Here is a 21198-nt window from a genome sequence, read left to right as displayed (position 1 = left end):
TAGTAGTTTCATGGCCGGCGATAGTTGTAATGGATGCCGGCCAGGCCCGACGAGCGGTATCGCTCAGCCGTGGGGCGGGGCGCTCGCCAGGTGTGCCGGCAGACGGCCCAAGGTCCACAGCGTGGTGAACATCGCCGCGAGCGCACACAGCGCGATACCCATGAGCATCGGCGCCGGTGTGTGGTCGGCGAACACTCCGACCAGGGTCATGGACACGGCAGCGGTGATCATCTGGATCGCGCCCAACAGGGCGGAGGCAGATCCCGCCACAGCACCATGATCTTCCAGGGATAACACGCCCGCCGCCGGCAACAACAGGCCGAGGAAACCGAAGCCGATAAACAGCAACGCCATCATCAAGGCCAGGTTGTCGACCCACAGCGTGGTCGCGGCCAGCAGCACCATCACGGCGGCTACGGCGACCACCGACCAGCGAATCAGTGGCGCCAGGCCGAAGCGCGCGCTCAAGCGTGCAGTGAGTTGGCTCATGGCAAAAAACGACGCGGCGTTCAGGGCGAAACACAGGCTGAACTGGGTAGGCGTAAGGCCGAAGTATTCGATATACACGAAGGGCGCACTGCCGATAAACACGAAGAACGTCGCCAGCCCGAACCCGCACACCACCGACAGACCGATGAAGACCGGGTCACGCAGCAGTGCGCCGTAGCTGCTGAACGCCGTGCCCAAGGTCTTGCCCAGCCGGCGCTCGGCGGGATGGGTTTCGGGCAGCTGCACAATTGTCATCACCAGGCACAGCACGGCCACCACCGCGAGCACGGCGAATACTTCGCGCCAGCTCCACAATGAAATCACCAGGCTGCCGGCCAGCGGCGCGAGAATCGGCGACACACTCATCACCAGCATCAGCAAGGCCATCAGCCGCGCAGCTTCATGGCCGGTGTACAGGTCACGCACGATCGCCCGGGGAATGACCATCCCGGCACAGGCACCGAACGCCTGCACGGCACGAAAGCCGATCAGCACTTCAATGGTGGGCGCCAGCGCGCAGCCGACGCTGCCCACCGCAAAGATCAGCAGCCCGGCGTAAATCGGCGGCTTGCGTCCGAACACATCACTGATCGGTCCGTAGAACAGCTGGCACACCCCAATGACCATGAAGAACACCGTGAGGCTCATCTGTACCGCCGCCGGCGAGGCGTGCAGGCTGGCGCCCAGGGTGGGCAGGGCAGGCAGGTAGATGTCGATGGCGAACGGGCCGACGGCGGTAATCAACCCCAGCAGTAACGCAAGGTGGGCAATACTTCGGGACATGGGCGGTTTCCGGCAGCGCAAAAGTCGATCAGCTTAAGGGATCCGCGCAGATCCGCAAACTTAGGCTTCACTAACAGGGATTGATGCCGATAACGGTAAGAACGTTGCTTCGACGGTTGGGTATGGGGATGTCAGCATGACGATCAAATTACGCTTGATGCTGTTGATTGCCACTGGGTTGCTCACGGCTCTGGTCATGAGCCTGGCCGGCTACCTGGGGAATGTTCGGATGAGCGAGGCCGTACAGGATAGCGAGGTGAGCATGACGGTCCTGCGCAACCATATGGAAGCCGACATGATGCACGACGCACTGCGTGCCGACGTGCTGTCTGCCATGCTCGTGGGGTTGGGCAAAAGCACCAGCAGCAAGGATGAGGTCAACACCTCGTTGAAGGAACACGCCGAGCATTTCCGTCAGGTACTGGGGGACAACCTCAAGTTGCCGCTGGATCCCACGATCAAAAGCGGCCTGGAAAAAATCAGACCCAGCCTGGACACCTATATCAGTGCCGGCGAGCGCATCGTCGCGCTGGCACTGGAGAATCCTGAGGCCGCTCGCGGGGAACTGGACACCTTCAACAAGGCGTTTTCCCAGCTGGAAGATCAAATGGCGGCGATGAGCGAGCTGATCGAAAGCAATACCCAGGAGACCAGCGCCAGCACGCGGCAGACCATCAGCCACGCCAATTTGACCTTGGGCGCCGTATTGCTCGCCAGCCTGTTGCTGCTGCTGGCCCAGGGGCGCTGGGTGTTGTCGAGCATCATGGCGCCGCTGCAGGCCGCCAGTCGCATTGCTGCCAGTATCGCCCGGGGTAACCTGAGCGAGCCGATTGTCGAACCTAAGCGCAAGGACGAAGCCAGCTCGTTGATCCGCAGCCTTGCCACCATGCAGCGAGATCTACGCGGCATGATCGAGGTGGTGCGCAGCAATGCCCACGGCGTCAATGGCATGAGCGAACGCTTGAGCCAGGGCTGCCATGACGTCGCCGGCAGCAGCCAGCAGCAAAGCGCGGCCGCCAGCACCATGGCGGCCGCGGCCAGTGAAATGACCGCCAGTATCGAGGAAATCACCCGGCATGCCGGGCGTGCCCTGGATATGGCCAACCAGGCCGAAGCCCTGGCCAAGGACGGCGGCCGGGTGATCCATCAGGTGGTGAAGGACATGGATGGCATTGCCCGCTCAGCGCAGCAATCGGCCCAGGTCATTCGTACGCTGGACAAGGAGTCCGAGGCAATCTTCAGCATTATCCAAGTGATCAAGGGCATCGCTGACCAAACCAACCTGTTGGCCCTGAACGCCGCGATTGAAGCCGCCCGCGCCGGCGAACAGGGACGCGGCTTTGCAGTGGTCGCCGATGAAGTGCGCAGCCTGGCGGGCCGCACCAGCGCCTCGACCCAGGAAATTGCCAGCATGGTCGGGCGTATCCAGCAGAACACCCGGGAAGCGGTGACCAGCATGGAGGAGGGCGTCACCCAAGTGGACAAAGGCATGGCGGTAACTGCCGAGGTGGAGCGAGCGATCCGCGATATTCTGCAGGCCACCCTGAATACCACCGAGTTGGTGAACGACATCTCGCGCACCATCGGTGAACAGAGCCTGGCCAGCAACGAGATCTCCCACCAGGTGGAGATGATTGCGGGGATGTCGGAAAACAACAGCCGCATCATTGGCGAAACCGCCTCGACCACCGATGAGCTGGCCGGGCTGGCCGGCAAGTTGTCGCAGTCCGTGGATCGCTTCAGCCTGTAACACCGCACAGACCTGATACACGCTTTATGGACCGGCCCCCTGTGGGTCGGTTTTTTTTGCCCGGTCCACCGGCCCACCCGCAGCGCTCATTGACCGGGCCTTGCAAAAAAAGATTGAATATTCACACCTAATGTTATTTAAATAACAAAACAAGAGCGCCACGACCTGCCTGGTCGGGGTGCAACAAGGTGGAATAGCAATGAGCAAGATCGCAGTCATCGGCAGCAATATGGTGGATTTGATCACCTACATCGACCGCATGCCGGCCCAGGGCGAAACCCTGGAAGCGCCTGGTTTTGCCCTCGGGTGTGGCGGCAAGGGGGCGAACCAGGCGGTGGCGGCAGCCAAGCTTGGGGCGCAGGTGCTGATATTGAGCAAGGTCGGCGACGACATGTTTGCCGACAACACCCTGGCCAACTTCCAGCGTTTTGGTATCGACACCCGTCATGTGCAGCGGGTGCCTGGGGTTTCCAGCGGTGTCGCGCCGATTTTTGTGCGAGCCGACTCCCACAACAGCATTCTGATCGTCAAAGGCGCCAATGCGCATTTGTTGCCGGCGGACATCGACGCAGCGGCCGCCGACCTGCGCGAGTGCACCCTGATCGTGCTGCAGTTGGAGATCAATCTGGAGACGGTCTACTACGCCATCGAATTTGCGCACCGGCACGGCATCGCGGTGCTGCTCAACCCGGCACCGGCCCTGGCCGGCCTGAGCGGGGAGCACCTGGCGCAGCTGGATTTCCTGATCCCCAATGAATCGGAACTGGCGTTGATCACCGGCCAGGTCGTGGACTCGCCGGACGCCGCCCAGCGCGCAGCGCGCACGCTGGTGGCCAGCGGCATTCGCCACGTGATCGTCACCCTCGGTGAACACGGTGCGTTGTACGTGGGAGAGGAGGGCGAATTCCGGGTGCCGGGCCGAAAGGTCGTGGCACGGGACACCACGGGCGCCGGCGACGCCTTTATCGGTTGCTTCATCCAGCACTGGAGCCGCGACGGCGGTATCCGGCAGGCCATGGAACAGGCCGTGGCGTATTCCGCCTGCTCGGTCATGGCCCTGGGCACCCAGACGTCATATCCCGACAGCGAGGCGTTCGCCCGTTTCCAGCAACAGCCGTAACCCCCAAACCAGCCCGGAGAACAATAATGAACAAACCTGCGCTGCAACAGACACCCGATGGTTTCTACCTGAACCGCACGCCCTGGTTCGCCTTTATCCTGCTGTGCAGCATCTTTGCGCTGTGGGCGGCGGCGGCAAGCATGAATGACGTGCTGATCGCACACTTCAAGAAAGCGTTTTTGCTCAGTGATTTCCAGACCGCCTTTGTGCAGTCGGCGTTTTACCTGGGCTACTTTTTCGTGGCGATTCCGGCGGCAATGGTGGTGCGCCGCTTCAGCTACAAGAGCACGATCCTGATCGGGTTGCTGCTGTACATGTTCGGCTGCCTGCTGTTTTTCCCGGCGGCGTCGACGGCCAAGTACGGCATGTTCCTGCTGGCGTTGTTTGTGATTGCGGCCGGCCTGTCGTTCCTGGAAACCGCCTGCAACACCTACTCGACCCTGATGGGGCCCAGGGAAACCGGGACGCGGCGCTTGAACATCTCGCAGACGTTCCACCCCTTCGGTGCGATGGCAGGGGTGTACGTCGGCAGTTTCGTGATGTTCAAGGACACCGACGCGACCACGGAACAACTGACCCGGATGAGCGCCTCCGAGGCCGCCGTGCAGCAGTTGCAGATGATCCAGTCCACGCTGTTGCCCTACAAGTGGATGATCGCCGTGCTGGTGCTGATGTTTATCCTGGTTGCGATCACTCGGTTCCCGGCCTGCAAGGGCAATAAGCCGGCTGACAGCAAGCCTGGCAGCCTGCGCCACAGCCTGGGCCGACTGTGGCGTAACCCGCGCTTTACCTTTGGCGTATTGGCGCAGTTTCTCTACGTGGGCGCCCAGGTCGGCGTGTGGAGTTTCACCATTCGCCTGGCGATGCAAATGGGCGGAATGAATGAGCGCAGCGCCTCATGGTTTTTGCTGACCACCTTTGCCGCCTACTTTGTCGGCAAGATGATCGCCAACCTGTTGATGCGCCGCCTGCATCCGGCCAAGGTCCTGGCGATCTACGGTGTGCTGTGCATTGTGCTGCTGGCCTACACCATTCTGGTGCCGAATATTTCGGCGGTGTACGCAGCGGTCGGCGTGAGTATTTTCCTCGGCCCGTGCTGGCCGACCATTTACGGCCTGACCATCGATGGGCTGGGTGAAGACACCGGCGTCGGCGGTTCATTGCTGGTGATGAGCATCGTCGGCGGCGGGGTGATTCCGATCTTCCAGGGCCTGTTGTCCGATGCCAGCGGCGGCAATATGCAACTGGCCTACAGCGTACCGTTGCTGTGCTTTATCGTGATCGTGATGTACGCGGTCAAGTGCATGCGCCAACCCGGCACGTTGCCGTCGAGCGCCGCCGCGGCGGTGGCCTCATGAATACGCGGATCCCGCTGTATCCAGCGGTGTTTGCCGAGCAGGAGAGAATCCTGTTGCAGTCCGAGGATTTCAAGGTCAGTGCCTGGATCTATCCATCCGGGGTGCTGGCCGTGAGCCTGGAGAATAGCCGTGGACGCCTGGTGCTGCTGCCTTATCAAGGGCAGATGATCTGGTCGGCGATGTTCGATGGCTGTGACCTGACCATGAGCAACCTGTTCGAGCAACCCCGGCCCAGCCCGACGGTCGTCGATACCTACGGCTGCTTCATGTTTCACAGTGGCCTGCTGCGCAACGGTTGCCCGGCGCCGGATGACACCCACGCCTTGCACGGCGAAATGCCTTGCGCCCCGATGGACTCGGCCTGGCTGGACATCGGCGAGGGCTTTGTGCGCCTGGGCGGTTGTTATCAATATGCCAAGGGCTTCGGCGATCGCTACCGTGCGTGCCCCAGCGTGACCCTGCGCGCCGATTCGGCGGTGTTCGATATCGACATGGACGTGACCAACCTGGCCGGCAAGCCTATGGAACTGATGTACATGGCCCACATGAACTACGCCTTTGTGGCCGGCGCGCGGTTTGTCGAGCCATGGGGCATGCAGCGCCTGCGCCTGCGCACCAGCATTCCGGGCCACGTCAAGCCGACGCCGGACTGGAGTGCCTACATGGCGCAACTGGCCGAACAACCCGGGCAATTGGCCTGCCTCGATCAGCCGGGGTTGTACGACCCTGAAATCGTGTTTTTCTTCGACGGCGTCGGCACGGACGCCACCGGCCAGGCGCACTTCCTGCTGGATCATCCCGATGGAGCGGCGTTCTACACCCGCTATCGCCCCGAACAATTCGCCCACGCCGCACGCTGGATCCTGCACACGCCGGATCAGCAAGTGGCGGCGTTCGTGCTGCCATCGACGTGCGAACCCGAGGGCTATAACGCCGAGAAAGCCAAAGGCCACGTGCGTCTGCTGGCGGCGGGCGCCAGCGCTTCGTTCAGGGTAACCACTGGCTACCTGAGCGAGCAGGAACGCCAGCGGTTGCTGGGTTAAACCAGCAATTGCGCGCCGTGGGCCTGGATGGCGTCCTTGTAGCTGCGGGGGATTTTCTTGTCGCTGACCACGTACTGAAAGTCCTCCAGGGTGGCGAAGTGAGCGGTGCGCACCGTGTCGAACTTGCTGAAATCGGCGAGCAACACACGTTGCTGGGCCTGGCGCATGACCTTTCGCTTGACCTCGACTTCGTTGAAGTTGAAGCACGTCACGCCGAATGCCTGGCTGACGCCGGCGGCCGTCACGAAGGCCCAGGTCAGGCGCACGCTGTCGAGGATGCTGCTTTCGGCACTGTTTTCAAACACCTGGTTCTTGCGGTGGAAGGTGCCGCCGCACAACACGATGTGGCAGTTGGGCTTGTTATGCAGCTTGAGCAGCACGTTCAAGGAGCTGCACACCGCCGTGAACTCCAAGTCGTCGGGGATGAAGTCGATCACGAACGGCGAGGTGGTACCGCAGTCGAAAAACACCGTGTCACCGGGCTGGATCAGGCGCGCGGCGAGTTTGCCGATGCGGCGCTTTTCCTCGACGTGGCGGGTGTCCTGCTCGGCAACCCGGTAATCGCTGACCTCGCTGCCGACCCGGGTGATGTAGCCACCCAGCAGGCGCAGGTGATCACTGAAGTGGTTGAGATCGCGGCGCAGGGTCATCTCCGAAACCTCCAGCAGCGCCGCCATTTCCCTTAGGTGAATGGCGTTCTGGTCCTGCAAGGCTTGTTGGATAAGCTTGAGTCGCTCGGCTTTTCTACTGTCCACGAGTATTCCAGGGCTTGATTGTTTGTGTTAGACAAGTAACATTTAATGTTATTATTGTAACGTATTAGTGTGAGTGCTGTGACAAGCGGCACACGACCATTCGCAACATACAGGCAAGGGCACGTTAAATGAACACTCTTCAACCCGCAGCATTGGCCAAGTACATCGATCACACCTTGCTGGCGCCCGACGCCTCCCGCGAGCAGATTCGCACCTTGTGCGAGGAAGCCCGGGAGCACGGTTTTTATTCGGTGTGCCTGAACTCGGGGCAGGTGCCTTACGCCGCTTCCTGCCTGACCGACGACAGCGTGGTGATTTGTGCCGTGGTGGGCTTTCCCCTGGGCGCCGGCCTGAGTGACACCAAGGCCTTCGAAGCCGAACGGGCGATTGCCGCCGGGGCAGGGGAGATCGACATGGTGCTCAATATCGGCTGGTTGAAGGACGGTTTGCTGGAGGCAGTGCGCGAAGACATTGCCTTGGTCCAGAAGGCCTGCGGCGCCGTGCCGTTGAAGGTCATCCTGGAAACCTGCCTGCTGGACGACGAAGAGAAAGTCCAGGCCTGCGAAATCTGCCGGGACCTGGGTGTGGCGTTCGTCAAGACCTCCACGGGGTTCAGCCGAAGCGGTGCCACCGCCGAAGACGTGGCCCTGATGCGTAAAACCGTGGGCGCCGCGGTTGGGGTCAAGGCGTCCGGGGGCGTGCGCGATTATCCGACGGCACTGAAAATGATTGAAGCTGGGGCGACACGCTTGGGCAGCAGTTCGGGGATTGCGATTGTCGGCGGGGCGATGACGGCGGCCAGTGGTTACTGAGTTTCGGGCCGGCGCTTGGCAGCCTGTAGGGAAATCCCTACAGGCCGCGCAAATCATTAGAGCACTATCCGGATTTCTTCATGGCTCTTTGCTATATGTCACGCTAGAGTGATTGGAAGATTCAATGAAGTCTTGATTTCTCCGGCCTCGGCCGAGGCCGCAGGACACTTCATACCTGTGGAGTGCACCATGAAAGTTCTAATCGCCGATGATTCATCCATGTCCCGCAAGATGGTCTTGCGTTCCCTGCCGGAATCACTGACCGAAGATGTTCGCCAGGCCTGCAACGGTGCCGAGGTGATGGAGGCTTACCACGCCGGGTTGGTCGACCTGCTTTTTCTCGACCTCACCATGCCCGTCATGGACGGCTTCCAGACCCTGGAGGCACTCAAGCGCGAAGACGCCAATGTGGTCGTCGTGGTGATCAGCGCAGACATCCAACCCCTGGCCCGGCAACGGGTATTCGACCTGGGCGCTGCTGCATTCGTAGCCAAGCCGGTTACGGCTGAAGCTGTAGTCAGTGCCTTGCACGTCATAGGAGTGCTTTGATGGAAACCTTGGCCGCACTCACCGAAGACCAACGTGATGCCCTGCAGGAACTGATGAACATCGCCATGGGACAGGCGGCCGAGCGACTGGCGCTGCTGACCGATACCATGGTGACGCTTTCGGTTCCCTTTATTCACCCGCTGATCCGGGAACAGAATCACCTGTTGATTCCGGAGCATCTGCGCCGGAGCTTCATGATCGTCACCCGCCAGTCTTTTCTGGGTGAGTTACGTGGCGAAGTGTTCGTGTGCTTTGGCTCCAAGGGGGCCGATGAACTGGCCGAACTGCTGGGCTACAAGGGCAGCGGCCTGGAGCAGCAGCACGAATTGATGCTTGATGTCACCAACATCCTGACCGGCGCCTGCATCAGTGGCCTGGCAAGGCAGGTGGCGACTCAGGTGAGCTATGACGCACCGTCCATTCTCGTCCACACCGAACATGCGGCGAATGCACTGGATGAATTGAACCTGAATGAACACCTGGCGATGGTGCTGGAAATCCGTTTCGAGGTTCAGGCTCATCAGTTCTCCTGCGACTTGTTGATCTGCATCACTGAACGTACGGCAGGCGTTGTCGTTCGGGCCATAGATCGTTTGCTGGACGAGCTTTGAAGGGGCCTCTTCATGACAGACAGCAAGGTAATTTCCCGGGAAACCCTTGAGTCGATGCTCAAGGCCATCAATATGGGCGTGCTGCTGGTCGACCAGGACTGCAAGGTGCTGTTCTCTAACCATTTCATGTCCATCAACAGTGGCCGCAGCGCGGAAGAACTGGTCGGCCGTACGTTGTTCGAAGCCTTTCCGGAGCTGCCGGAGGCCTGGACCCGGCAGAAGATCAACAGCGTCATCACCCTGCAAAACTTTGCGTTCACGTCATGGCAGCAGCGGCCGCACCTGTTCAATTTCGAGAGTACCCGGCCCATCAGTGGCATGGTCCGGCTCATGTATCAGAACTGCACCTTCTTCCCCGTGCAAGATGCCGATGGCAGCAATCTTGGCGTGGGCCTGGCCATCAGTGATACGACTGACACGGCTGCCCGCCAACTCGAGTTGACGCAACTTAACAAGTTGCTGGAAGAAGAGAAGGGTGCCCAGGCGCTGCTGATCGCGCGGCTCGAAGACGCACAGGCGCAGTTGCTGCAGTCCGAGAAAATGGCGGCGATAGGGCAACTTGCTGCAGGCGTGGCCCACGAGATCAATAACCCGATCGGGTTTGTCGGCTCCAACGTCAACAGCCTGCGTCGTTACCTGGTGGACATCTTCGCGCTGCTCGAAGCCCATGAACAGGCGACCGACGAGAGGCATGCCAGCGCTCATCCCGAGCTTGCGGTGATGCGGGACAAGATGGATTACACCTTCATGCGCCAGGACATCGACGACCTGCTGGCCGAGTCGGTCGACGGCCTTGACCGGGTCACTCGCATCGTCAAGGACCTGCGCGAGTTCTCCCACGTCGACAGTTACGAATGGCAGTTGGCCGATCTGCACAAGGGGCTCGACAGCACCCTCAACGTTATCTGGAACGAGATCAAGTTCAAGGCTCAGGTGATCAAGCGCTACGGCGATGTCGAGCCCATCGAATGCATGGGCTCACAGATCAACCAGGTCTTCCTGAACCTGCTCATCAATGCCAGCCATGCCGTGGGGGCCGACGGCGAAATCACCCTCAGCAGCGGCAGGGAGGACGGGGGCGTCTTCGTCGAAATTGCCGACAACGGCCACGGCATTCCCCTTGAAATCCAGAACCGGATATTCGAACCGTTCTTCACAACCAAGCCGGTGGGCATGGGGTCGGGCCTTGGCCTGTCGTTGTCGTACAGCATCATGGTCAAGCACCATGGACGGCTCACCGTCGACAGTGAGCCGGGCAGGGGAAGTCGCTTCCGCGTCTGGTTACCCTTACGCCAGCCGGTAATCGAGGCTGTCTCTACCTGCGCCGTTGAAGGACGCTGATCATGGATACGCTGTCTTCCTGCGAAAAACGACACACCGTCATGCTGGTGGATGATGAGGAAAGTATCCTCAACAGCCTTCGGCGCCTGCTGCGCGCAAAGCCTTACGACTTGCTGCTGGCCACGAGCGGGGCCCAGGCGCTGAGCCTTTTCGAACAACACGCTGTCGACCTGATCGTCTGCGACGCGCGCATGCCGTTCATGGACGGGCCGACCTTGCTGCGCGAGGTGCATAGGCGCGATCCGCACTGCGTGAATATCCTGCTGACCGGCTACGCCGATATGAGCATGATCACCCAGGCGATCAACGATGGGTATGTGTTCCGTTACATCAGCAAGCCCTGGAATGATGAAGAGCTCAAGCTCACTCTCGATCAGGCTCTGGAAATGAAGAGTGCTCGCTGAGCGTAACCCTGCGAATTCGTCGCCAAGCCTATAACTCAACTAAATAGTCATTTAGTTGAGTTGGCTATCGGGGCAGGGCTCAGGCCTGGGCGAGGGCGCTGATACGCCGTTCGCTGATGCGCTCGACCGTGTCCATATGTTCGGTGCCCCACACGCACAACGCGCCCAGCGCAGTGGCCAGGGACTGCCCGAAGGGTGTCAGGGAATACTCGACCTTGGGCGGGATCTCCTGGAAGTCGATCCGCGCGATGATTTCGTCGCGCTCCAATTCCTTGAGTTGCTGGATCAGTACCTTGTCGGTCACGCCGCCAATCGCACGCCTTAACTCGCCATACCGATGAACATGTCGCGCCAGGTTATACAGGACCAGCGGTTTCCATTTGCCGCCAATCACCGCCAGGGCAGCCTCGAGCCCGCAATTGAAGGTGTTGTTCGCCATGTGATGGTGCTCCAAAGGGGTACTTACTAAAAGGTGCATACTATTCAAAAGAATAGTCTGGATCTAGAGTTGGGCCTCAACATTCTTCGGAGTTAACCATGAGCAGGCTCGACGGAAAAATTGCAGTGATCACCGGTGGCAACAGTGGTATTGGCCTGGCAACCGCCATGCGCTTTGCAGCGGAAGGTGCACAGGTTGTGATTGTGGGACGCAGGCAGGAAGAACTGGACAAGGCGCTCGGGCTGATCGGGCCTGGAGCGCTCGCCATTCAAGGGGATATCTCGAGGCTGGACGACCTGGAGCGCATTTTCACCCACATCAAAAGCGTCAAAGGTCGCGTAGACGTGCTGTTCGCCAATGCGGGCCTGGGGGATTTCCAGCCGCTCGGGTCGATCACCGAAGAGTCGTTCGATCGCACGTTCGGCATCAACGTCAAAGGCACACTGTTCACCGTGCAAACAGCGCTGCCACTGATGCACGCCGGCGGTTCGGTCATCCTCACCGGTTCGACTACCGGCACCATGGGCACACCGGCGTTCAGCGTGTACAGCGCCACGAAAGCCGCATTGCGTAATTTCGCCAGGAGCTGGGCGCTGGATTTGAAAGGCAGCGGTATTCGCGTCAACGTACTTTCACCGGGACCGATCTCGACACCGGGCCTGGACCTGGCGCTTTCAAGTACCGGCCAGAAGGATGCAATCATTGACGACATGACGGCACAGTTGCCACTGGGCCGTATCGGCCAACCGGAAGAAGTTGCGGCGGCGGCATTGTTCCTGGCGTCGGACGACAGCAGCTTCATGACCGGCAGCGAAATGTTCGTGGATGGAGGGTTCGCTCAGGTTTGAGCCAGAGAGGGGTTTTGCCTGTTGGAATCTGACGGGCACTGCCCCTCATTACGTAACATCATATTACGCATAATGTATATTATGTTAAACCAGGTGCTATGTCAGATATGTTCATAAGCCACGTAAGTCATTGATTCGACCTGTGGGTGTTACCAGTTAATCGGAAACCACCGCTGGTTTCGCGGAAAGCCTTTCAGGTCGCGCAGTTGAGCTGCTTACCTAAGCATATTTCTGAGGATTCTCATCTCCAGCGTGCAACGAATAAACGGAACCCAGTTTTACCTAACCCACTGATTTTCCTGATCTTCGAAACAAACCGATGATGTGCTAAAGAAAAATGCAAACCTGCCTCGTCACCTCAGCATGCTTTGATAATTAATCGGAAGAACGAAAAGTCAGCCTCGTTCAACTTGCACAGCTAGTTGATTTTCATCTTAAAATCCGACGAGTTTGTAGCTGCGATACATGCGCACCTTCGCGTCTTGCCGAGACTTAATCGGAAGAAAGTTTGGCCTCGATCAAGAACTCGACGTTATGATTGCCGCACCTCGCGACATTACGTACATTCCAGTGAATGATCATTTCCACTGGTGGGCTCAGATGGACGTTTCATTTCACCCTTTGCTGACGAACCTGGGGCTACCATCGGCAGTTGGCTCTGAGAGTTCCGCAACCGAGAGCTGGTTGATACAGGACTATCTAAGATCGCTTCCCTCAACGCTGCATGCTCAAGAAGGCTATAAGCTCCTGTTGGATTATTATCAGGAAACCAAGTCAAAGCGCGTTGATACGAGGGCAGAACTATACGTAATTGAACGACTGCTTCTGTGGTGTTTTTCTGTAAAGCAGATCTCTCTTCGCATCCTTACCGTTGTAGATGTTGCAGAATTCATTGATTTTTTAATAGCACCACCTGGAGATTGGCTAGGTACAAGGGGAGCCAAGCGCTTTGTAGCCGAACGAGGTGTGTCGAGGTCAAATCAAATGTGGCGTCCATGTTCCACTTCAGTAGTGGATTATGAGCGTGCGCGTTTTACTTTGAATAAATTTCTGAGGTTTGGCTCCGGAGTCGTCGGTCTTGTCATGTGCCCTCCTCCAGCAAAAAAAAACACAGTCAGACAGTGCTGCTGTCAAAATGCAGGAAAAATCGCTTTGGAGTACATTAAGAGACTTGAGCAATATCGGCCAGGTAGGGCTGCTAGTGAACGGGGTCTGTTTTTATTTGCAACTTCGTTTTATCTGCGCATTAGTCACGGTGAGTTGGCAAAATATTGCGATGAATTTTGTATGCGGTGTTTTTTACTGACTGCTGCTGGAGGTGGCTCGTTTAAACTTGCCACAAGCACCGGAATGTTAGAGCGGGAATTACCTATCAGTTATATGAAATTCTTCTTTCGTTGGAGGCAGTATCTAGGGCTTTCTAAGTATCCACAGTCCACAGAGCCGCATGCAATGTTCACGCGTAGGGCTCTAGTGAATTTCACTTGTGAACTACCGGATCTAAGCCCTGATAGCTATCCACCGACTCAGATACTCAAATCGTTATTCTCGATGTGCGTGGTCTGCAAGAGAAAAACTAAAGCTGAGCAAATAGTTAAAATAGAAGCATCCGCGCGCTTCAGGAAGCGAGTTAGTGACAAGCAGCAGACTCATCGAGCATTTCAAGAAATATTTTTAGTCGCCAAGGAAAATCCCCCCAGCTTCCCGGTGACACCAGCCCCTCTTTTCAGCATGTCCTCTCGGAGCTTTACGCCTCTGAGTACTTTAATTAGGGTCAATATACTGGTTGAACTCAATAAGGCTTTGGATGTTGACGTCTGTAGGGATGCCGTATCTTTTTTTGATGTATTGGCGGGGCTAGACTCCAGCCGATTAAAGCTCATGGCTTTCGAGAAGCTGACGCTTTGGGCTCTGTTGATTCTGAAAAAAAATGCGGCTGATCTCTCGGAACATGAGGTGGAGCAGTTTTACGTATTCTGTCTAAACCCTCCATCTGAATGGGTGGTGCAAGGACGCGCGCTTAGGGATAACGGCTTATATGGGGGTCCGAAATTCAGGATCAATCAGACCTGGCGTCCGTTTTATCGAGGAGTCCCCGACAAAGCTACTCAAGTAGCACGCGTGGGGCGGATAATAGGATGGTGCAATTCTTGCTTTGTCACTCTTGTGCGAGCGGGGCACATGCGCAACAACCCATTCTCAAACTTTCACAAATACATAAACTAAAGCGGCAATCACGATCTCTTAAGCTTTGAACGACGGAGCACGGCGCTGCGATGTTCGAATTAATGTGAAGCGGAAAAGTCGTTAGCAGCATCGTTATTCAGTAAATAATCGAGCCGTGCTGCCCTGCTCTTGTCGGCAAACAAGGACAGATCAAATTACAATATAATTGTAAGTCGACCTAGCCCGACAGAGTCTTTGCGTGGCTTTGGCGACAAGCAGTATCCAGGTTGACTGGACTATGCACGGGCTCGAACAGCGAACCGCTGTAAATGTGGCTTGGCGGCCCATCCTAAGCTTCACATGTGTAGCGTGCGCATGAAGTCTCGCGCAGCGCCTGCTGTCAAAGCGGGTTATCTATAGTAATTCAAATTGACCCATATCCCGGCCACTCGCCTCTTTCTTGCCAAGACCGTATCATCTGGATCACGACCGAGCTCGGCTATGCCTGAGCAATGGATTGCTTGGAAGGAGTTGAGATGACCACCCCATCGCGAGAGGACATCATTGGGGCCGCGGCAAACGGCGGCCTGATTGATCTGATTTTCAAGGACAGCTGGCGGTATGACACCGCGCCTTTTTCTCAGTCCTTGATCGATGCTCATAACGCAAAGGAGATCGATCTTCGCGCTTTGCTGCCCCAGCTAGAACCGTCTAGGTCTACGGGCAATGAATGGTATCTCGGGACTGAAATTCTTCTGCCGGCATTGAGCTCCCTCGCTACGAGCTGTGCGGATTTGCTTGAGCTAATAGCTGGAGCAATCCCTTACGATGACCCCATGCTCAGCCATTCCTCCTACGCGGTGATAGTGAACTGGTGCCAGGCTTCGCAAGAGCGCCTCGTTGAGTTGCTGCACCTTATCAAATCGGGCGCCCCGCTTACTCAGCGATTTCATTGCGTCCAGGCATGCATCAGTGCCGGACTGAAATCCGATGCTGAGTTCTACTTGGGCCAGGCGCTAGAGCTTCTCCACAATGGAGATGCCCCTCAGCGTGCCCAAGCTGCCAGAGCTCTCTGCAATTTATCTGCTGAGGTACGAAGCTCGGATGCTGGTTTGGTTGATACCCTCCTCGCTGTGGTCGAGCGTGAGACCGAATCAACAGTGCGGGACGCCCTGCTCACCTTGGCACTTGCATGGCACAAGGATGCCCCGTCGGAACTTCATCACTCAACGTACGAACTGATCACGCAAGCTGCCAGCCCTGTCACTCTGACGGCGAAACAGACGATCGCCCGTGAGCTGCTGGGCAACTCAAGTCCATACACCGTCCAAGTCCGTCGCGATCTACTTGCGCTTGTAGCGTCAGGTCAACCAGAGGATGAAATCGTACAGCTGTTGGATGTCGTCTTGGCTGGTCTCATCAGGAACGGTGAGGTGTTGGTGGTTCGCCAGGTGATCGAAAAATTCATCCTTGATGAGCCCGGCGTCCCATTCACACGTTTCAGCTCTGTGCTACGTCAACTCGAGAGCGGCGACAATACAGTCTTGGATGAGTGGGTGGTGTCTTGGCTTCAGTCAGGGTCAGTGCGCCTCTCCACGGCGCTCAGGCGAGGCCTATTTGCAGCCTGTGAGGGGCGAATATTCACGTTCGATTTCCGCCTAACGTTGGATGTGCCGGATAGCGATTACTTGTACATCGCACGCAAAGCACTTGGAGTCTTTTTCTCAAAGCCCGTTTACATGGCATCCCTGATAGTCAGCCTGATGCGTAATGCCGAGGATGCAACCATGGCGGCGTTGCAGTCCCTTCTGTTCGATCCTGTTCTGATCAACTATTCAGGTTTGCGATCAGATTATCTAGACAAGATAGCGGCCGATGCCACCGATCCCGCTTCGCGGGCAGTCGAGCACGCATTGCTGGAGCTACAGATGTACCTGGACGGCCTCGGCAACGCACACATCCGCGAGCTGCAGCCGTCGGAGCGTGAGCGTCAACTGGAGCATCATCGACGTAATGAAGAAATGCAAAGTCAAATGGTAGAGGCCCGCAAATCTTCATTCATAGCGAGCCTGGGCAGTGAGAAAATACTGCTCTATGGCACTGGCATGGCCAGCTGGATACCGGAATTCCCACCGCCGCAGGGTGTGGCCGAAGGTGAACCGGGGCCTATGCGCCGCATGGAGCAGTCGCTCGCCACTATTCAACACTCCTTCCAGTTAGCGCGGCATTCGGTTCTAGAACCCTCCACGCTGGAGCTCCAGATCCTCAACTTTCTGTACGAGACGCGATCGCAATGAAACTCGTCTTCCGTGAGTACCTCGCCTCGCTCCGCGAACGCAATGAGCTGGACGTAGTTTTGCCTGATCTCTTAAGCGAGCTCGGCTTCAACGTGATCTCGCGTCCATCGACGGGGCCACGCCAATTTGGGGTAGACGTTGCCGCTATCAGCCCGGAGGTGGACGGCGAGCAGAAGCTTTACCTCTTTACAATCAAGCAGGGAGATTTGACCCGGGCCGAGTGGGATGCGGTACCCCAGGGAGTCCGAACCTCGATCAACGACATCATTGACGTCTATATCCCCAAGCGGATCTCTGCGCAGTACGAGTCACTGAAGATCGTCATTTGCCTGTGCTTCGGCGGTAGTGTGAAAGAGGCTGTGAGGGACAACCTGACAGGTTTGATCAGCAGGCTTACCGATGAGCGAATTTCCTTTCAGGAGTGGAATGGCGATTACATGGCGGGCTTGCTCGCTGACGGATTGCTCCAGCACCAGCACGTGAGCAAGACTCTTCAGTCTCGGTTTCAGAAGTCAATCGCGATGCTCGATGAGCCTGATGTCTCTGTTCGCCATTTCACTGCGTTGATTGAAGGACTCGCGGAGGCGGATAACCTGGACGCCTCTCAGCGGCTCGCCACGCTGCGGCAAATGTATATCTGTCTCTCGGTGCTATTCGTTTGGGCGCGCACGCAGGAGAATCTCGAGGCACCCTACCGAGCCAGTGAGCTGGTCATTCTACGCGCTTGGGAGCTGGTCAAAGCTGACATTGAGGCTGCATCGATCGGACATACTCGGATTGGGCTGACCTTCAGTGAGCTGCTTGATCTGCACACCAAGATCTGGGCGGAGCTAATGGAGGTTAAGATCTTGCCCCTGGCGGCCAAGCGTGATGCGCTAGCCAGTTCCGTGAACTCTCACAGCCCTGTGGACATCAGCCTTAAGCTGTTTGAGATACTGGGACGTATCGCGGTCAGGGGGCTATGGGTTCTGTGGCCTCATTTGGACTCTGATGGGATACGCGTACTTGACGCCTCCGAGGTGCCAGAGGAAGCATCCAGACTCGGCCGGCATATTGTCGAACTCATCAATAACAATCGGACGCTATTCTCACCTATCGCCGATGAGCAGGTCATCGAGGTCAGTTGCGCTTTGATGTTCCTGTCGATGATGAGTGACTGGCGTAATCATGCGCAGGATTACTGCGGTGAGCTTTTGACCCACTACGAATTCAATTTCACAAGGCATTATCAATACCCCACTATCCACAGCAGCTATCAGGAACTGATACGTCATCCCGCGGCTAAGACTAAAGAGTATCGGGCGCAGCATACGAAGGGCAGCGCTCTGGTTCCGATCATGCTGCTCTGGGCTACTTTGAATGGAAAAACGGAGGCCAGTGAACACTTCGCTCAATTCATACGAAGCGAAATGACACATTGCAATCAGCAGCTCTGGATGCCTGGGCCTGATACTGAGGCTGTCCTATATCGCGGCGACCCCTCGCACGGCTTAGCGCTATGTGACATACCCATCACGGCTGACGGCGATGCAACCAGGAATATTCTTTTGAAGGAGTGTTCAGAGGATGGGCACTACACCGGCCTCTCTGCTATACGCCTAGGCCATTGGCCGATCTTCGTAATGGCATGCCGCCACGGTCGGCTTCCGCTTCCGCCACCGCTCTGGTTACCACTAGTGATCAGAGAGAATTCTGCTGCCCCCCCTGTTGGAGATAGCCGTCTGTCTAGTATCGCCACCGTCCGCGCTCACTCGGCCTACTGGTCAGCGCGCCAAGCCGGCGCAGACCTTAGATCAGGCGGGGATTCAGTGATTAATTTCGTTTCATTACCGACATGGGAAGCTGATTCCGGGGAGTGGCCGGGTGAGCACTGAACGCCGACTCGTGCCATGGATAGGGAGCAGACCTGAACCCATAGCGGGATCGAAGGCTAGAGGGCGCGCTCTACGTTACTCAGGCAACGAACCCATGCTCCAATCGCCTGATAAACTCGATGGCCGTATCCGCTTCCAGCCTGGTTGCGATCATAGCGGCAGGAGCTTTGCCGCCAAATGCTTTTACCGGACGTGACATCCAGTGCATGGCTGCGTCGATATCGCCGCCATACAAGCGCTTCGCGGCGTCGAGCACCTCCAAATAACGGGCCTGTTGATCGGGGGGCAAAGTGCTCATGAGTACGCTCCTTCTGCGGTCTGATCCTAGACTACATCATCGCCATCCGCTCACTGTCTCCCCCTTATAGGCGAGCCTGGTGCCAGTTTCAGGCGTGCCTATTACTACGATCCCGGCAGGCGGTTACGTTGGCCTGAGGCTGGCGTCTCAGGAAATGTGTAAACCAGTTTTTTGACGTGTAAAGCGGGGTGGTTTACACATCAAAAAATTGGTTTACACACCGGGTCGAGGGCGGTTTCAAGCTAGATCTTCACTTCTCTCACGGATTCCCTCCCCGTATCCCACTGCGTACCAGCACGCGTTGACTCAAGTCCACAACACCATGGTTTCGTCATTTGCATGCTCGCTGGAATTGCTCAGCAAACAGAGGCAGATAAAGCTCAGATTCGGCTACTTGCCACCAAACCTTGTTCTCATCCTTGTCGGTGAAGGCCAGCAGATCGTGCGCCAGAAAGACCTCAAAGCCCGCCCTCGCGATCTTATCTTCGGCGGTGAACTCGTAAAGCCCCGCTTGGGCAAGTAGCTTTTTGACGATCAGCGGCAGCAACCAGACAGAGAAAATGAGGTGGTTATGGCGAGGCCAGATGCTTCCCTTCTCACCATTTGCGGGGCCATGAGCTGCCGCGTTACGAGCGGCACAGAAATCGTGAACCCAGGCGTCGAGCGGGCGATTTACGTGCTTGTCCCAGTGCTTGCACCACCACTGTTCGTCCAGGCTCCCTTTATGCCAGATGGGCGGGTTCGGTAGCTCGTCGAAGTGTTCGTTGATAGCTCTGCGGAAGGCAGCTTTGTCATGCGGAACGTCAAGCAGCGTGTCTATGGCGACCCGCATCAGGATCAGTTCGGATCGTTCATCTATGGATGACGCATCGGTATTGGCTCTGAGGAAGGAAACGACCGCTTCGTCGATACGTTCCTTAAGCTCCCCAACAGGTAGCTTGAGTAGTGCTTCAAGCAGTGGGATGTCGAGCGTAATTCGCGAGCTGTTGTCGACGTGGTAGGGGCGAATGAACTTGAGCCCTCCCCTGCCCGCCAGCATGTTTTGTGTTCCACCGTCACGCCGGCGCGTGGTCACACAGGAATGAGCTGGTGACGCGACATCAAACCGCTGCGCAACGACCTGGAGTGTGTCGGCGTTGCAGTAGTCGAAAGTGGAGCACAGCGACCGACCTACCAAGGCAGAGAATGCGAGATACGAACACTGAACCAGTCGCTGCTGGATCTGGGCATCCGAGGCTTCAAGGCCCGGTGTGTCTTCGTCCCAAATGATGACCGCGGCTTGCTGGATTGGCTGTGAAGGCTGGGAGCCGAACCCTCGATCGCCGTAGTTGCCTAGTACGCCGTCGAAAGCTTCCTGCGGTATGCCCAGAAACTCACCCGGAAGTCGACCTCGCTCGTAAGGGATCAAACGAAGATCTGCTATTCGCACCTCTTTGGTAGCAGATACCCACGGTAGAAAGAACACAACTGCCATAGCCCCTCGATGCACTTGGTCATAAGATTGAAGAATCTTAGCTCAGTGATAATGGGTTGGTGATCGAGGAGCAAGCAGTGTGGTGGGAAATGTGAATGGTGCTCTGACGACTCTCGACGACAACATCGATGCCGTACGGCAAGGCATCGCGGAACTAGTAGCGGCGAGCGTCAAGCAATAGGTGGGCTCAAAATCTGTGCCTCTGCGCGCATGATCCCTACGGCTCGGGCAGTGAGCGGTACCACTCAGCATAGGGCGTGTTAACAGCCTTGTGGCGGTTGTAGTCCGGGCTGCCATCGCTCCACCATACCGGGCCCCTCTCCCCTAGTGCCCTTTTCGCCTGATCTACTTCTGCTCGAGCGGTGCGCATCTGATCTGCATGATTTGTTGCCTTCGCTACTTTGACGGCTCTCCGCGCCTCCATCAGCATCTGCACCAACTGCTGGCGCTGGTCATCAGATAGCGCGGGATTGCTGCAGCGCCATAACTGACCTTTGACTACGAAGTAGCGACCGTCTGGTGTCGTATGGCGCATCAAGCAGATCTCGTGAGCTGATACTTCAAAGACATCACAGACGACTCACAAGCTGCACCGGAGAGATACACGGATCGCTACATGGCGTTAATCGTCAATCGATAAAGTGCTTGAAGCCACGCTGACTCAATGAGCAAGACGGGGGTGGTGAGTTCTCATCAGTCCTTAGGGGTACATCTGTACTCCGTCACTATCCCGGTCTCCTCGGCCCTGACAACCTCCACTAGTGACCAGGGCATTTCCACACTGCTG

18 protein-coding genes and 2 pseudogenes are annotated in these 21198 nt (G+C 57.3%); 14 read left to right on the top strand and 6 right to left on the bottom strand.

All coding sequences use genetic code 11. The annotated features are described in order from the left end of the window. Nucleotides 1–63 precede the first annotated feature (63 nt). Entirely contained in the window at nucleotides 64–1272 is a 1209-nt protein-coding gene (locus FX984_RS02220; RefSeq protein WP_146476340.1) for a multidrug effflux MFS transporter, read from the bottom strand. A 136-nt stretch (nucleotides 1273–1408) separates the two neighbouring features. On the opposite strand from FX984_RS02220, the pseudogene FX984_RS33055 reads away from it, so the two are divergent. The 5 genes and pseudogenes from FX984_RS33055 to FX984_RS02200 all read left to right on the top strand — a co-directional run. Further along, a pseudogene (locus tag FX984_RS33055) lies at nucleotides 1409–2164 on the top strand (MCP four helix bundle domain-containing protein); the annotation flags it as partial. Beyond that, nucleotides 2159–3022: a methyl-accepting chemotaxis protein gene (locus FX984_RS33050; protein WP_371263379.1), complete on the top strand. Its 864-nt coding sequence runs from the start codon at nucleotides 2159–2161 to the stop codon at nucleotides 3020–3022. The pseudogene FX984_RS33055 and the gene FX984_RS33050, both read left to right, overlap by 6 nt. Before the next feature lie 199 nt (nucleotides 3023–3221). Then, on the top strand, nucleotides 3222–4142 hold the full coding sequence (gene rbsK, locus FX984_RS02210; protein ID WP_146476341.1) for a ribokinase: 921 nt from the start codon (nucleotides 3222–3224) through the stop codon (nucleotides 4140–4142). Nucleotides 4143–4168: 26 nt separating this feature from the next. Beyond that, the gene (fucP, locus tag FX984_RS02205) at nucleotides 4169–5500 is read left to right on the top strand and encodes an L-fucose:H+ symporter permease (protein ID WP_027605850.1); all 1332 of its coding nucleotides are present in this window, start codon (nucleotides 4169–4171) and stop codon (nucleotides 5498–5500) included. Beyond that, nucleotides 5497–6543 carry an aldose 1-epimerase family protein gene (locus FX984_RS02200; protein WP_146476342.1) on the top strand — a complete coding sequence of 349 codons (1047 nt, stop codon included), beginning with the start codon at nucleotides 5497–5499 and terminating at the stop codon, nucleotides 6541–6543. Before fucP ends, FX984_RS02200 begins: the two co-directional genes overlap by 4 nt. Here FX984_RS02200 and deoR read toward each other — a convergent pair. Beyond that, nucleotides 6540–7298 (bottom strand): DNA-binding transcriptional repressor DeoR, encoded by a 759-nt coding sequence (deoR, locus tag FX984_RS02195; RefSeq protein ID WP_043293538.1) that lies wholly within the window; start codon nucleotides 7296–7298, stop codon nucleotides 6540–6542. The genes FX984_RS02200 and deoR overlap by 4 nt on opposite strands. Before the next feature lie 128 nt (nucleotides 7299–7426). Between deoR and deoC the strand changes: the two genes are divergently transcribed. From deoC to FX984_RS02170, 5 genes and pseudogenes are all read left to right on the top strand, one after another. Further along, the gene (gene deoC / locus FX984_RS02190) at nucleotides 7427–8110 is read left to right on the top strand and encodes a deoxyribose-phosphate aldolase (RefSeq protein ID WP_146476343.1); all 684 of its coding nucleotides are present in this window, start codon (nucleotides 7427–7429) and stop codon (nucleotides 8108–8110) included. A gap of 189 nt (nucleotides 8111–8299) precedes the next feature. Then, nucleotides 8300–8659, top strand: a complete 360-nt coding sequence (locus FX984_RS02185) for a response regulator (protein WP_027605846.1) — start codon at nucleotides 8300–8302, stop codon at nucleotides 8657–8659. Further along, nucleotides 8659–9270: a chemotaxis protein CheC gene (locus FX984_RS02180; protein ID WP_027605845.1), complete on the top strand. Its 612-nt coding sequence runs from the start codon at nucleotides 8659–8661 to the stop codon at nucleotides 9268–9270. The genes FX984_RS02185 and FX984_RS02180 overlap by 1 nt, the downstream gene beginning before the upstream one ends. Nucleotides 9271–9282: 12 nt before the next feature. Further along, the gene (locus tag FX984_RS02175) at nucleotides 9283–10611 is read left to right on the top strand and encodes an ATP-binding protein (RefSeq protein ID WP_027605844.1); all 1329 of its coding nucleotides are present in this window, start codon (nucleotides 9283–9285) and stop codon (nucleotides 10609–10611) included. 2 nt (nucleotides 10612–10613) lie between these two features. Continuing rightward, nucleotides 10614–10997 (top strand): annotated as a pseudogene (locus tag FX984_RS02170) (response regulator); the annotation flags it as partial. Nucleotides 10998–11094: 97 nt separating this feature from the next. Here the strand turns inward: FX984_RS02170 and FX984_RS02165 are convergent. Continuing rightward, nucleotides 11095–11454: a winged helix-turn-helix transcriptional regulator gene (locus FX984_RS02165; protein WP_027605843.1), complete on the bottom strand. Its 360-nt coding sequence runs from the start codon at nucleotides 11452–11454 to the stop codon at nucleotides 11095–11097. A gap of 98 nt (nucleotides 11455–11552) precedes the next feature. Here FX984_RS02165 and FX984_RS02160 point away from each other — a divergent pair, with 98 nt between their 5' ends. The 4 genes from FX984_RS02160 (at nucleotide 11553) to FX984_RS02145 (ending at nucleotide 18639) form a co-directional block, all read left to right on the top strand. Continuing rightward, nucleotides 11553–12302, top strand: a complete 750-nt coding sequence (locus FX984_RS02160) for an SDR family NAD(P)-dependent oxidoreductase (protein WP_027605842.1) — start codon at nucleotides 11553–11555, stop codon at nucleotides 12300–12302. A gap of 534 nt (nucleotides 12303–12836) precedes the next feature. Beyond that, the gene (locus FX984_RS02155; protein WP_146476344.1) at nucleotides 12837–14528 is read left to right on the top strand and encodes a hypothetical protein; all 1692 of its coding nucleotides are present in this window, start codon (nucleotides 12837–12839) and stop codon (nucleotides 14526–14528) included. Between the two features lie 476 nt (nucleotides 14529–15004). Next, nucleotides 15005–16765 carry a hypothetical protein gene (locus FX984_RS02150; RefSeq protein WP_146476345.1) on the top strand — a complete coding sequence of 587 codons (1761 nt, stop codon included), beginning with the start codon at nucleotides 15005–15007 and terminating at the stop codon, nucleotides 16763–16765. Beyond that, nucleotides 16762–18639, top strand: a complete 1878-nt coding sequence (locus FX984_RS02145; RefSeq protein ID WP_146476346.1) for a chemotaxis protein — start codon at nucleotides 16762–16764, stop codon at nucleotides 18637–18639. The genes FX984_RS02150 and FX984_RS02145 overlap by 4 nt, the downstream gene beginning before the upstream one ends. A gap of 79 nt (nucleotides 18640–18718) precedes the next feature. Here the strand turns inward: FX984_RS02145 and FX984_RS02140 are convergent, their stop codons facing one another. The 3 genes from FX984_RS02140 to FX984_RS32625 form a co-directional block, all read right to left on the bottom strand. Then, the gene (locus tag FX984_RS02140; protein WP_146476347.1) at nucleotides 18719–18937 is read right to left on the bottom strand and encodes an antitoxin Xre/MbcA/ParS toxin-binding domain-containing protein; all 219 of its coding nucleotides are present in this window, start codon (nucleotides 18935–18937) and stop codon (nucleotides 18719–18721) included. A gap of 331 nt (nucleotides 18938–19268) precedes the next feature. Continuing rightward, nucleotides 19269–20411 carry a hypothetical protein gene (locus tag FX984_RS02135; protein ID WP_146476348.1) on the bottom strand — a complete coding sequence of 381 codons (1143 nt, stop codon included), beginning with the start codon at nucleotides 20409–20411 and terminating at the stop codon, nucleotides 19269–19271. Nucleotides 20412–20628: 217 nt separating this feature from the next. Next, complete coding sequence (locus tag FX984_RS32625) at nucleotides 20629–20946, bottom strand: hypothetical protein (RefSeq protein WP_146476349.1); 318 nt, start codon at nucleotides 20944–20946, stop codon at nucleotides 20629–20631. Nucleotides 20947–21198: the final 252 nt, after the last annotated feature.

The organism is Pseudomonas marginalis, from assembly GCF_008692035.1.
Taxonomy (GTDB): Bacteria; Pseudomonadota; Gammaproteobacteria; order Pseudomonadales; family Pseudomonadaceae; genus Aquipseudomonas; species Aquipseudomonas marginalis.
Note: the sequence above shows the minus strand (reverse complement) of the source record. Positions and strands in the feature narration are given on the sequence as shown.

Excerpts from the sequence above, each read along its gene's own strand:
- FX984_RS33050 (WP_371263379.1), top strand. The coding sequence starts at position 2,159 with ATGCAGCGAGATCTACGCGGCATGATCGAGGTGGTGCGCAGCAATGCC.
- rbsK (WP_146476341.1), top strand. The coding sequence starts at position 3,222 with ATGAGCAAGATCGCAGTCATCGGCAGCAATATGGTGGATTTGATCACC.
- FX984_RS02165 (WP_027605843.1), bottom strand. The coding sequence starts at position 11,454 with ATGGCGAACAACACCTTCAATTGCGGGCTCGAGGCTGCCCTGGCGGTG.
- FX984_RS02220 (WP_146476340.1), bottom strand. The coding sequence starts at position 1,272 with ATGTCCCGAAGTATTGCCCACCTTGCGTTACTGCTGGGGTTGATTACC.
- FX984_RS02180 (WP_027605845.1), top strand. The coding sequence starts at position 8,659 with ATGGAAACCTTGGCCGCACTCACCGAAGACCAACGTGATGCCCTGCAG.
- FX984_RS02135 (WP_146476348.1), bottom strand. The coding sequence starts at position 20,411 with ATGGCAGTTGTGTTCTTTCTACCGTGGGTATCTGCTACCAAAGAGGTG.
- FX984_RS02200 (WP_146476342.1), top strand. The coding sequence starts at position 5,497 with ATGAATACGCGGATCCCGCTGTATCCAGCGGTGTTTGCCGAGCAGGAG.
- FX984_RS02185 (WP_027605846.1), top strand. The coding sequence starts at position 8,300 with ATGAAAGTTCTAATCGCCGATGATTCATCCATGTCCCGCAAGATGGTC.
- fucP (WP_027605850.1), top strand. The coding sequence starts at position 4,169 with ATGAACAAACCTGCGCTGCAACAGACACCCGATGGTTTCTACCTGAAC.
- deoC (WP_146476343.1), top strand. The coding sequence starts at position 7,427 with ATGAACACTCTTCAACCCGCAGCATTGGCCAAGTACATCGATCACACC.
- FX984_RS02155 (WP_146476344.1), top strand. The coding sequence starts at position 12,837 with ATGATTGCCGCACCTCGCGACATTACGTACATTCCAGTGAATGATCAT.
- FX984_RS02150 (WP_146476345.1), top strand. The coding sequence starts at position 15,005 with ATGACCACCCCATCGCGAGAGGACATCATTGGGGCCGCGGCAAACGGC.
- FX984_RS02140 (WP_146476347.1), bottom strand. The coding sequence starts at position 18,937 with ATGAGCACTTTGCCCCCCGATCAACAGGCCCGTTATTTGGAGGTGCTC.
- FX984_RS02160 (WP_027605842.1), top strand. The coding sequence starts at position 11,553 with ATGAGCAGGCTCGACGGAAAAATTGCAGTGATCACCGGTGGCAACAGT.
- FX984_RS02175 (WP_027605844.1), top strand. The coding sequence starts at position 9,283 with ATGACAGACAGCAAGGTAATTTCCCGGGAAACCCTTGAGTCGATGCTC.
- FX984_RS02145 (WP_146476346.1), top strand. The coding sequence starts at position 16,762 with ATGAAACTCGTCTTCCGTGAGTACCTCGCCTCGCTCCGCGAACGCAAT.
- FX984_RS32625 (WP_146476349.1), bottom strand. The coding sequence starts at position 20,946 with ATGCGCCATACGACACCAGACGGTCGCTACTTCGTAGTCAAAGGTCAG.